The organism is Pontibacter chinhatensis, from assembly GCF_900113285.1.
In the GTDB taxonomy this organism is placed as follows: domain Bacteria; phylum Bacteroidota; class Bacteroidia; order Cytophagales; family Hymenobacteraceae; genus Pontibacter; species Pontibacter chinhatensis.
The window spans coordinates 10,954-22,382 of the sequence record NZ_FOOT01000003.1 but is presented as its reverse complement, the minus strand read 5'-3'; the positions used below and the strand labels follow the sequence as shown (position 1 = coordinate 22,382).

Annotated in this window: 8 protein-coding genes; 7 read left to right on the top strand and 1 reads right to left on the bottom strand. The window is 53.4% G+C overall.

All coding sequences use genetic code 11. The features are described 5' to 3' along the window. Nucleotides 1-224: 224 nt before the first annotated feature. On the bottom strand, nt 225-1,484 hold the full coding sequence (locus BM040_RS09215; protein WP_092100419.1) for a M16 family metallopeptidase: 1,260 nt from the start codon (nt 1,482-1,484) through the stop codon (nt 225-227). A 323-nt stretch (nt 1,485-1,807) separates the two neighbouring features. Between BM040_RS09215 and BM040_RS09210 the strand changes: the two genes are divergently transcribed. The 7 genes from BM040_RS09210 to BM040_RS09180 all read left to right on the top strand — a co-directional run bounded on the left by BM040_RS09210 (nt 1,808) and on the right by BM040_RS09180 (nt 11,407). After that, a complete protein-coding gene (locus BM040_RS09210) occupies nt 1,808-3,787 on the top strand; it encodes an alpha-ketoacid dehydrogenase subunit alpha/beta (RefSeq protein WP_092100417.1) in 1,980 nt (659 codons plus the stop codon). Between the two features lie 93 nt (nt 3,788-3,880). After that, entirely contained in the window at nt 3,881-4,087 is a 207-nt protein-coding gene (locus BM040_RS09205) for a hypothetical protein (protein ID WP_092100415.1), read from the top strand. Nucleotides 4,088-4,118: 31 nt separating this feature from the next. After that, nucleotides 4,119-4,484, top strand: coding sequence for a hypothetical protein (locus tag BM040_RS09200; RefSeq protein ID WP_092100413.1), 366 nt, complete (start codon nt 4,119-4,121; stop codon nt 4,482-4,484). A gap of 25 nt (nt 4,485-4,509) precedes the next feature. Further along, on the top strand, nt 4,510-4,851 hold the full coding sequence (gene ytxJ / locus BM040_RS09195; protein WP_092100411.1) for a bacillithiol system redox-active protein YtxJ: 342 nt from the start codon (nt 4,510-4,512) through the stop codon (nt 4,849-4,851). Nucleotides 4,852-5,065: 214 nt separating this feature from the next. Next, the gene (locus tag BM040_RS09190) at nt 5,066-5,794 is read left to right on the top strand and encodes a hypothetical protein (protein WP_092100409.1); all 729 of its coding nucleotides are present in this window, start codon (nt 5,066-5,068) and stop codon (nt 5,792-5,794) included. 123 nt (nt 5,795-5,917) lie between these two features. Further along, entirely contained in the window at nt 5,918-6,820 is a 903-nt protein-coding gene (gene lipA / locus BM040_RS09185) for a lipoyl synthase (RefSeq protein ID WP_245756166.1), read from the top strand. Nucleotides 6,821-7,255: 435 nt separating this feature from the next. Beyond that, the gene (locus BM040_RS09180; protein WP_092100407.1) at nt 7,256-11,407 is read left to right on the top strand and encodes an ice-binding family protein; all 4,152 of its coding nucleotides are present in this window, start codon (nt 7,256-7,258) and stop codon (nt 11,405-11,407) included. Nucleotides 11,408-11,429: the final 22 nt, after the last annotated feature.

Genomic DNA, 11,429 nt, shown 5'->3' with positions numbered 1-11,429 from the left:
GCGAGGGGATTGAAAGTATAGCCAAAGTATAAGAAGTACAGCCAAAGTATAAAGTATGGCTTTTCAAGCCAGTCGAGTCGGAGACTCGACGCCATCATAGGACACAAGTCTGAAGACTTGCGCCAGAGAAGGAGAACAACAGCTAACACGTTGGCAAGGCTACTAAAAAGAAAGGCCGCCATACGTGGCAGCCTTTCACTTATTTCTAAACTTAAACCTACAACCTAAGCCTCCACCAACTGCTCCTTCTTCTCCGCTTTGTAAAGCAGGGTAGAGCAGTTGGTTTTGCGCAGCACCTCCTGGGCACAGCGCTGGATGTCGTCCGGCGTGACGGCCTGTACTTTCTCGCCTTCCAGGTTGATGAGGTTGGTGTCGCCGAGCAGCTTGCTGTAGGCCAGGTTCATGGCGCGGTTAAGCAACTCAATCTCCGAGAACACGATGCTCGTCTCGGCCTGGTTCTTCACCTTGTTCAGCTCCTCCTCGTCCACGCGGTTATCGATGAGCTCCTGCACAATAGCCTCGATGGCGGCGTTGGCTTCCTGCAGGTCCACGCCCTCGTTTAGCTTGCCTTGGATAATGAGCAGCCCCGGTTCTATACTTCCCGACACAGAGGCGGAGATGGAGTTGAACAGCTTCTGCTCTTTTACCAGTTGCTCGTACAGTCGGCTTGACTTGCCCCGGCCCAGGATGTCGCTGATTAGGTCCACGGCGTGGTAGTCGGGGTGCTGGCGGCCCGGCATGTGGTAGGCTTTGTAGATGGCGCTGAGCGGCACATCGGAACTTACCTCTAGCACGCGCTCCTCCGTCTGCCGCGGCTCGGCCTGCAGCTGGCGCTCATACTTCTCGCCGGCCGGGATGGGGCCAAACCATTTTTCGGTCAGCTCCTTCGCCCGCTCAAAAGTCACGTTGCCGGCTACTACCAAGATGGCGTTGCTCGGCGAGTAGTGTTTCCTGTGAAACGCCTTCACAATATCCATGGTCGCCTCCTCGATATGGGCGATTTCTTTGCCGATGGTCGCCCATTTATAGGAGTGCTCCTTGTAAGCCAGCGGGCGCAGCTTCAGCCACACATCGCCGTAGGGTTGGTTGAGGTAGTTCTGCTTAAACTCCTCTACCACCACCTTGCGCTGAACCTCCAGGCCGTGCTCGCTAAAGGCCAGTTCCATCATGCGGTCCGACTCCAGCCAGAAGCCGGTTTCGATGTTCTGTGCCGGCACCGAGAGGTAATAGTTGGTGATATCGGGGCTGGTGAAGGCGTTGTTTTCGCCGCCCACGCGCTGCAGGGGCTCGTCGTACACCGGTATGTTCTTGGAGCCGCTGAACATGAGGTGCTCGAACAGGTGGGCAAAACCCGTGTGGGCCTCCTCCTCGTCGCGCGAGCCCACGTCGTAGAGCACGTTCAGCACTGCCATCGGCGAGGTGTGGTCCTCATGCACAATCACGCGCAAACCATTGTCAAGGGTAAATTCTTTGAAATCTATCATAATCTTAATCGCTCCTTTGTTGAATAGTTAGGGGATACTGCCAGGAGACTCATCCCGACATCCCATAAACTATCCGGTTATACTTTTAAATGCCGGCTGCGGCTATACTTTATACTTTGAAAGTATAGAATATAGAGACTTTTTTGTCTTTGCTTGCAGCCTTTGCAGGTTTTCTGTAGCTTTTGCTCGCTAAGGTGAAAAGGGCTGATTCCTTTGCCTTACGGCAGTAACCTAATGAAGCAAAAGTATAAATTAATGGCATACCTTACGGGTGCCTTGCCATTAATTAACCCAAAAACTATAACGAGGTTTTCATTAAAGAGATGAACTATAACCGCAAAGAGTACTCCGAAGAAGAACTAATCAGACTATACCGCGCCCTGCTGAAGCCGCGCATGATTGAGGAACGCATGCTGGTGCTGCTGCGCCAGGGGCGTGTGAGCAAGTGGTTCTCCGGCATCGGACAGGAGGCCATCTCGGTGGGCTCGGCCCTGGCGCTGGAACCTGACGAGTACATCCTGCCGCTGCACCGCAACCTGGGCGTCTTCACTGGCCGCGACGTGCCGCTGGACCGCCTGTTTGCGCAGTTTCAGGGCAAAACGCACGGCTTCACCAAGGGCCGCGACCGCTCGTTCCACTTCGGTACCAATGAGCACCATATTGTGGGCATGATCTCGCATCTGGGCCCGCAACTGGCCGTGGCCGACGGCATCGCCCTGGCCGACCTGCTGGAGAACAAGGAGAAGGTGACGCTGGTGTTCAGCGGCGACGGCGGCGCCTCAGAGGGCGATTTCCATGAGGCGCTGAACGTGGCCGCCGTGTGGGGCCTGCCCGTAATTTTCCTCATCGAGAACAACGGCTATGGCCTCTCCACACCAAGCAACGAGCAGTTCAAGTTCAAGCATTTTATTGATAAAGGGCCGGCCTACGGCATGGATGCCCTGCAGATTGACGGCAACAACATCCTGGAAGTATACGACACCATCCGGCAGGCCGCAGCCAGCATCCGCAAAAACCCGCGTCCGATGCTCATCGAGGCCATCACGTTTAGAATGCGCGGCCATGAGGAAGCCAGTGGCACCAAGTATGTGCCGCAGGAGCTGTTTGAGCGCTGGGCCAAGAAAGACCCTGTGGAGAACTACGAACGCTACCTGCTCGACGAGCTGGTGCTGACGCAGAAGGCCATGGAAAGTATAAAAGAGGAGCTGAAGGCCGAGATAGAGGAGGGGCTGAACATTGCCTTTAACGAGCCGATGCCGACAGCCGATGTCGCGCAGGAACTGGCCGATATGTACCAGCCTTTCAACCAGGAGGTGATTAAACCGGTCTCGGAGGCCAAAACGGAGCGCCGCTTCGTGGACGCCATCTCCGACGGGCTGCGCCAAAGTATGGAGCGCTTCCCCGAGCTGGTGCTGATGGGGCAGGACATTGCCGAGTATGGCGGTGTGTTTAAAGTGACGGAGGGCTTTGTGGATAAGTTCGGCAAAGAGCGCGTGCGCAACACGCCGCTCTGCGAATCGGCCATCCTGGGCATTGGCCTGGGGCTGTCGGTGCGCGGGCAGAAAAGTATGGTAGAGATGCAGTTCGCCGACTTCGTGAGCGCCGGTTTCAGCCAGATTGTGAATAACCTGGCCAAGAGCCACTACCGCTGGGGCCAGAACGCCGACGTGGTGGTACGCATGCCAACAGGCGCGGGCACAGCGGCCGGGCCGTTCCACTCGCAAAGCAATGAGGCCTGGTTCTTCCACACGCCGGGCCTAAAGGTGGTTTACCCCTCCTCGCCCTACGATGCCAAAGGCCTGCTGAACGCCGCCATCGAGGACCCCAACCCGGTGATGTACTTTGAGCACAAGCTGCTGTACCGCTCCATCTCGCAGGAGATTCCGGATGATTACTATACGGTAGAGATTGGCAAGGCCAAAACAGTGGCCGAGGGTACCGACCTCACCATTATTACCTATGGCATGGGCGTGCACTGGGCCAAGCAGCTGCAGCAGGAGCTAAGCGATGCCAGCATAGAGATCCTGGACCTGCGCACCCTGCTGCCTTGGGACCAGGAGGCCGTGCGTGCCGCTGTGGAGAAAACAGGCCGTGTGATTATACTGCATGAAGACACCATGACCGGTGGCATTGGCGGAGAAATTGCCGCTTGGATAAGCGAGCACTGCTTTGAGAAGCTCGATGCCCCGGTAGCCCGGGTAGCCAGCCTGGACACCGCCGTGCCGTTTGCGCCGCCGCTGGAGCATGAGTTCTTGCCACGGCAGCGCCTGCGCCAGAAAGCAGAAGCCATGCTGAACTACTAAAACGAAAGCGGCATCGTATACAATCTTGTAGTATGCGGTGCTGCTTTTGTGTTTAAACTGTGTTTTATAAAATAATATTACTATATTTGCATCATGCGTATACTTCGGCCATACCTGATGATGATGCTGTGCCTGCTGCTGCTTGCGGGCGCAGGTTGCCAGCGCAAAGGTATTATTCCTTGTCCTAAGCCTACCAGCAAGCGTACTGCAAAAGTGCAGGGTTCAGGTTTAGAAGGCATCAAAGTAAACACCGACAAGAACGGTAGGGTGAAGAAGTCGCGCGGGTTGGGATTATTCTAGAAACCAGTTAAGACAGAATCAGTATAAAACCATGATGAAGGTGCGTGTTGTTGAATCTTGCTGCCGGACAGCATTTAAGTACGGCCTGGGCCTGCTGCTGTTCTTCCTGTTAGGTACGCTGCCCGGTTACGGTCAGATAAGCTACCAGGCGTCGGCGAAGCATGACCAGCAGCTGCGAAAGTCGCTGCGGGATGCGGAGAAGGTAAACAGCAAGTATAAAGACAGCCACCTGAACACCGACGCTTATACTTTTAAAAAAGGAGAGGCAGGGCGCAGGCGCGTAAAGCGGGATGAGCGGGACCAACTGCAGTTTAACGTGAAGGGAGATCCTGCCAAAAAGCTCAAACTGTTTAAGAAGAAAAAGAAGTATAAAGTCCGCGACGGAAAGAAGCAGTAACTAAAGAAAAGAAATACCTGACGATATGAATTGGCACCCACTTACTAGCGTAGAGCAACTGGAGGAAATACTGGAAGAGTCGAAGAACACGCCGGTGGTGATTTTTAAGCATAGCACATCCTGCTCCATCAGCTCCACAGCCAAAAGCCGCCTCGAGCGCCAGTGGAACGGAGCTGGCCTGGACCACGTGAAACCCTATTACCTCGATTTGCTGAGCTATCGCCCTGTGTCTAACGAAGTGGCAGAGTTGCTGCAGGTGCAGCACGAGTCGCCGCAGCTGCTGCTGGTGCAGGACGGTGTTTGCACCTACGATGCCTCCCACCTGGGCATTAACGTGGACGGGGTACGCAAGCAAGTATCGGCCTAAAGTATACTTCAGCCACCGTTTTTTCGTATAAAGTACTGGCAGGAAATCCGTGGAGCGGGCACGTTTATACTTTCTTTTATAGTTAAGCGGTATAGATACAGCAGGTCCTGCTAACGGGCTGAGGGCAACAGCGGTATAAGCTGGCTGCGTATATCCTTAGTTTGAAATACACGTAAATCTGTGTACTTTTATACAATCTGAAACCACAAGCTCCGTGATAAGATTTCTGACATGCATACTGGTGGCTGCGCTTCTGGCGGTTGCCCCTGCTGTTGCCCAAAGCGAGGAGGATGAAAGCTTCGAGCGGGAGACAAGCTACGGCATTAACTTCAACTCTAACGGCGGCCTGATTGGTGGAGCCTTTGTGCGCTCCTCGTTTTACATGAGCAAGAACATGTACCAGTTCGGCGGCATCGAGATTGTGGAGATAAAGCACCCGAAGGAGGAGCGCTACCTGAACTATGTGGGCGAGCCCTTCGTGTATGGCAAGAAGAACTACTTTTTTGTGGTGCGGCCACACTACGGTCGTGAGCTGGTGCTGTTTCGCAAAGCCGCTGAATCGGGGGTGCAGGTAAATGCGCTGGGTGCCATTGGCCCCTCCCTCGGCCTGCTCGTACCTTATTATATTGACTACAGCTACGACGGCACCACCAACGATGTGCGCACCGTACCCTACGACGAGACCATCCACACCAATACCGACTATATCCTGGGAAGCGACACCGTGTTTCGTGGCCTGGGGCAAACCAAGTTTAAGCCAGGGCTGCACGCCAGAGCCGGCCTCAGCTTTGAGTATGGCCGCTACCGCGAAAGTATAGCAGGCATAGAAGTAGGGGTGGCTGTGGAGTATTTCCCGAGCACGCCCGTTATCATTCCGCTGGCCGAGAACAACAACACCTTCACCTCGGTTTACCTGAACCTGTTTTACGGCAGCCGAAAGTAAACCTCCTGCAGAACATTTGCTGCCACCGGCTTGTTAGAGAGTCATATCTTCCAGAGGTCTTACATTTTTGACCTGTGGTTAAACTCTTAAGCCATAACTTCCTATCTTTGCAGCATGGATGAAATGATGACACTTCCGGTAATTCAGCCAAACGCTAAGCCCGAGGGACTTAATGCGTTAGGCCAGCCCCGCAAGCCAAACTGGCTGCGCGTGAAACTGCCGGTTGGGAAGGAATACGCCAAAGTAAGAAGCATAGTAGACGAATATAAACTGCACACCATCTGCGAGAGCGGCAACTGCCCCAACATGGGCGAGTGCTGGGGTGCAGGCACCGCTACTTTCATGATCCTTGGTAATGTGTGTACCCGCAGCTGCTCCTTCTGCGCTGTGGCCACCGGCCGTCCCAACGAGTACGACGAAGACGAGCCGCGCCGCGTAGCGGAGGCCATACAACTGATGGGGGTAAAGCACGCCGTAATCACCTCCGTGAACCGCGACGAGCTGAAAGACCGCGGCGCCGCCATCTGGCACGAAACAGTGAAGCAGGTAAAGCTACTTTCGCCTAGCACTACCATCGAAACGCTTATCCCCGATGTGAAAGGCACCTGGGATGCCCTGATCACGATGATCTCGGCTGGCCAGGAGGTCGTGTCGCACAACATGGAAACGGTGAAGGAGCTGTACCGCCGCGTGCGCCCGCAGGCCAAGTATGATCGCTCGCTGGAGCAGATCCGCCGCACCAAGGAGTATGGCAAGCGTACCAAGACCGGTATTATGCTAGGCCTCGGTGAAACACGCGAGCAGGTATACCAGGCGATGGACGACCTGGCCGCCAACGGCTGCGACATTCTAACGTTGGGCCAGTACCTGCAGCCAACCAAGCTCCACATCGAGGTAGCTGAGTTCATACACCCCGATCTGTTTGACCACTACCGCGAGGAAGGCTTGAGACGTGGCATAAAGTATGTGGAATCAGGCCCATTAGTACGATCTTCATATCATGCCGAGCGCCATGTAAACGTTTAAAGGCATAACAATAATAAAAAATGCCCCTGTTGCACAGATTTGCAGCAGGGGCATTTTTTATTGCCCCATTCCGTGATTATCGCAAAATTGCATTTATCTCATTTTTTGATAAAAATATTCAAATATATTTGAAAATACTGTTGTGTAATGTAATTTTAACGGCGAAATCCTGTGTAGTATGCCTATGTAAACAAATTTACTTTTCTCTCTAATGCAGTTCTAATTGCACTGATTACCCCCAATATTTTTTACCGGCTTTGACGAGGCTCATGCGGGCAGGGAATTTCTTTCGTTTAGTATTTTTATATAAATATATAATGAATTAATTGTTTTGCTAGCAACAATTTTCGGCCATTCAAGTAAAAGAAGGTAGGATAGATATAGCCCTATCTATAGATATGTAAGTGACGTTATATACAGTTATTTCTGAGTTTTATGATTAAACATCTACTGCTGACCTTTCTTTTACTGACTGGCAGTATCACCCTTAGCTTGGCGCAGGAGCCGGGCATAGACATTAACCTTGGCCGGGCAACTACTTTTTCGGCGCTAGCCAACAAGAAGATTGTTTTCAAGGGGCCCGGGATAACCAAAATCCAGGGCAATATTGGCGTTAGCCCTAACAGGACTGTCGAGGGCGAACAGTTCGCCGATGTGCTTGGCAGAAAAGAGCGCAATACAGATCTGGCCAAAGCAGGCATGGAGAATGCCAACAGAATCTACAACGAACTGTGGGCGCTGGTTCCAACATTAGAGTATGCCCCTAACTATGAGCTGGGAAACAACAATTCGGTTGGCCCGGGTATTCATAGGTTCAGCACCAACACGCTGCTCAATGGTACCCTCCGGCTCGACGGCCAGGCAGACATCAACTCTAAATTCATCTTCGTTGTAGACGGCGACTTTATCTCCAACAGCGGCAGTATCCAGTTTTCGGACATGGGTGCCTCCGCCAAAAACGTTTACTGGATTGTAAACGGCTCCGCCACGATTGGGGCCGGCAGCTCTTTCCAAGGCAACATCATTGCCACAGGAGACATCACCTTCCACAACAGAGCGGCATTGGTTGGCCGTGCTTTCTCGCTTAAAGGCACCATATACTTCGACGAGAACTCCACGGCCATGCCGATTATCGTAGAGACCAACCTGGAGGTAAAGAAGGATGTGGAGTACAGCGAGGTAACGCTGGGCGCTAAGGTTACCTATACGATAGAGGCCACCAACAGAGGGTTGGGCGAGGCCATGCACGTGATGGTAAACGAAGAGATACCCGCGGGACTTCGGTTTGTAAGGGTTATCTCCGCTACGAGAGGCACATACGATCCGGTAGCCCATCAGTGGTTTATAGGCGACATGAAGGTGGGCCCCACCGAAGTCCTGAAGCTGGAGTTTGAGATTGTCAGCACGGGTAACATCAAAAACAAAGTAATCATTATTGGCGATAACCCGGACCCAATTCCGGATGATGACGAAGACGAGGCAGAAGTGGTGCTACCGGACCTGGGCGTAACCAAGCAACTCCTCGATCCAAAGCAAACATATTATGTGGGCGACTTTGTTAATTACAGGATCACCCTCACCAACTATGCAGACGAGGCTGAGGAGCATGTGTATGTAAGGGAGAGGCTGCCGCAAGGCCTGGAGTTCGTGGGCTATACGGCCAGCACAGGCGTGTATAACAAGGAGTCAGGCATCTTCTATGTACCATCTGTGGCCGGCAACTCTACCGTTACGCTCACCATCAGGGCCAGAATTGTAAAGCCGGGCGAAATCAGAAACATCGTTAGCATCATTGCCAAGGATGTCGTTCCAACTGATCCTACAAAACCGACCGATCCTACAAACCCGAACAATCCAACGGACCCGACAGATCCAAACAATCCAGGTAATCCGACTGATCCGAATAACCCGGGAAATCCAACAAACCCTGGAGACTATGAAGACTCTGACCCAGACAATGATGACGATGACGTGGTGATACCGGAGGTGAAGTGTAACCCTGAGTTAGCGGTAGCCATCCAAACGGCACCTGCCACGGCTTGTGCCAGCGCAACAAACCTGACCTTTACCGCGGCATCGGAAGTTATTGGCGGTACTTACACTTGGCAGCTGCCGCAGGGCTGGAGCTTCGCGGCGGGCTCTGACAGAAACAGCAAGCAAATTATAGTAAATGCAGGCCCAGCCAGTGGCAAGCAGACAGTAAAGGTTACTGTTAAGGACCAGTGCGGCAAAACAGCAAGCGCGGAGGTTGTGGTTAACGTTACCGGAGCACCGGTAGCGCCAGCCATCACCGGAAACGACGCGGTATGCTTTAACGGCACTGTTACGCTGGCCGCAGGCGAATCGGCAGAAACGCTGACCTATGAGTGGACGGTAACTGCAAATCTGGAGATTGTTGGAGCCAGCAACGGCGCCAGCGTAGGGGTGAAGGCGAAAGAAGGCAACCTGCTGGGCGGCACCGTAACCCTGAAAGTGACCAACAGCTGTGGCTTTAGCAGCACGAAAACAAAAGCCATCAAAGTGACACCGGCACCTGCTGCGCCAACAGCTATTCTCGGTGACATGGATGTATGCGCCAGCAAGCAGCTTAAGCTGAGCACAACCGCCGTAGCAGGCGCCACCAGCTATACCTGGGTGTTGCCACAAGGATGGCAGTTCGCACCAGGCTCAGCCACCGATGCCAGAGAGGTAACCGTAGTGGTTGGCGGGGCAAGCGGTGAGAAAGAGGTAAGTGTGAAAGCCAACAACGCGTGCGGTAGCAGCGAAGCATTTACCAGAAAGATCAGAGTTAACGAGGCACCGACCATCGACAACTTTACGCTAACCGGCAAAGAAACAGCCTGCCAGAACGAAACAATCGAGTTTGTGGCGAAGGTACTTCCAGGTGCCGAGTATAAGTTCGCTGTATCCGGAGGCCTGCAAATTGTGTCTCAGGCTGGTAACAAGGTAGTTGTAAGAGCGGGTGCTACCAATGGTACTGTATCTGTAACCGTTACCGACTTCTGCGGCAACGCACTGACTATCTCTAAAGAAGTAGCGGTAACTCCAACACTGGCTGCTCCGACTATCTCTGGTGAAAGCAACGTGTGCCAGAACAGCACAGGCAATGTATACACAGCGCCGGCTTACGAAGGCACAGTTACTTACAAATGGACTGCGAACGGTGGCTTAACCATTACTTCCGGCGCTGCGGCTGCCAGGGTAGAGGTAAGCGCCGGTGCCACTGGAGGTACCTTAACGCTGGAAGTTAGCAACGGCTGCTTTACTGTTAAAACCTCTAAAACGATTGGCATTAACCCACTGCCGCAGGCGCCAGCCAGTATAAGCGGTGCGTCTAAAGTATGCGCTGGCTCACAGCAAACCTACACCGCCGCAGCCGTAACAGGGGCAACCTCCTATAACTGGAGCTTGCCAGCCGGTTGGGTAGTTGTAGCAGGCGAGAACGAGAGAACAGTTACTGTAACGGTTGGCAACGCCAGCGGCAAAGTAAGTGCTAAAGCGGCCAATGCGTGTGGCAGCAGTGTGCAGGCAGCTTCTATAGATGTTACGGTAAATGATGTGCTGGCAGCCCCGGCCATCAGCGGCAGCAACGGCGCCTGTATCGGTGCAGAGCTTACTTATACCATACCAGCCGTAAGCGGAGCGACCGGTTATCAGTGGAGCGTGCCGGAAACCTGGAAACTGAAATCAGGCCAGAACACGACCAGCATTGTAGTGGTGGTGGGTGATAAAGCCGGGAACATCAAGGTAGCTGTAAGAAACGAGTGCGGCCTGGGTGCCGAAGCAACGAAGGCAGTAGCCCCTGCGCTTGCTCCTGCCGCTCCGGTTGTTGCAGGCAACCGCGATGTTTGCGAGTATACACAGCAACTTACTTATACTATCTCTAACGCTGAGGAAGGCGCTACCTATACTTGGTCGCTGCCACAGGGCTGGAGCTTCGAGGGCGGCAATACAGGTACTTCTGTAACAGTAAATGCTGGCTCTACATCAGGTGCTATTACAGTAGTGGGCACCAACAGCTGCGGCACTTCAGAAGGTAAGTTCGATATCGTGGTCTTCACACCACCGGTTACACCAGGCCAGATTGCCGATAAGAGCAACGTGTGCGATGGACTTGTATTCTCCATTGAGCCGGTAGCAGGTGCCACAGGCTATACCTGGACGGTAAGCAGCGGCTTCACCATCACCTCCGGTCAGGGCACCACCTCTATCAAGGTGAAAGCTGACAGGCCGGACCTGCAGGGCACGGTAACCGTAGTGGCCGACAACGGCCCTTGCAGCAGCATGGAAGCCTCAGCCCCGGTAGATGCCGCCAAAGCCGACGGTAACCTGGACTTCCCGAAAGCCTTCAGCCCGAACGGCGACGGTAAGAACGACAACTGGCATATCCGTAACCTGGAGAAATTCCCGACCAACGAGGTGACTATTTTCAACCGCTGGGGATCTGAGGTGTACAAAACCAAAGGCTACCAGAACAACTGGAATGGCAAAGGACTGGAGCAAGGTACTTACTTCTACAAGGTAAGGGTGACATTATGTGACGGCGTAGTGAAAGAGTATACCGGCTACACCACCATCTTCAGGTAGTAGCTAAAAATTTAGTAATCCA

What these genes read in the sequence shown, in the direction of transcription:
- BM040_RS09215 (WP_092100419.1), bottom strand. Translation starts at nt 1,484, where the DNA reads ATGATAGATTTCAAAGAATTTACCCTTGACAATGGTTTGCGCGTGATT.
- BM040_RS09210 (WP_092100417.1), top strand. Translation starts at nt 1,808, where the DNA reads ATGAACTATAACCGCAAAGAGTACTCCGAAGAAGAACTAATCAGACTA.
- BM040_RS09205 (WP_092100415.1), top strand. Translation starts at nt 3,881, where the DNA reads ATGCGTATACTTCGGCCATACCTGATGATGATGCTGTGCCTGCTGCTG.
- BM040_RS09200 (WP_092100413.1), top strand. Translation starts at nt 4,119, where the DNA reads ATGATGAAGGTGCGTGTTGTTGAATCTTGCTGCCGGACAGCATTTAAG.
- ytxJ (WP_092100411.1), top strand. Translation starts at nt 4,510, where the DNA reads ATGAATTGGCACCCACTTACTAGCGTAGAGCAACTGGAGGAAATACTG.
- lipA (WP_245756166.1), top strand. Translation starts at nt 5,918, where the DNA reads ATGATGACACTTCCGGTAATTCAGCCAAACGCTAAGCCCGAGGGACTT.
- BM040_RS09180 (WP_092100407.1), top strand. Translation starts at nt 7,256, where the DNA reads ATGATTAAACATCTACTGCTGACCTTTCTTTTACTGACTGGCAGTATC.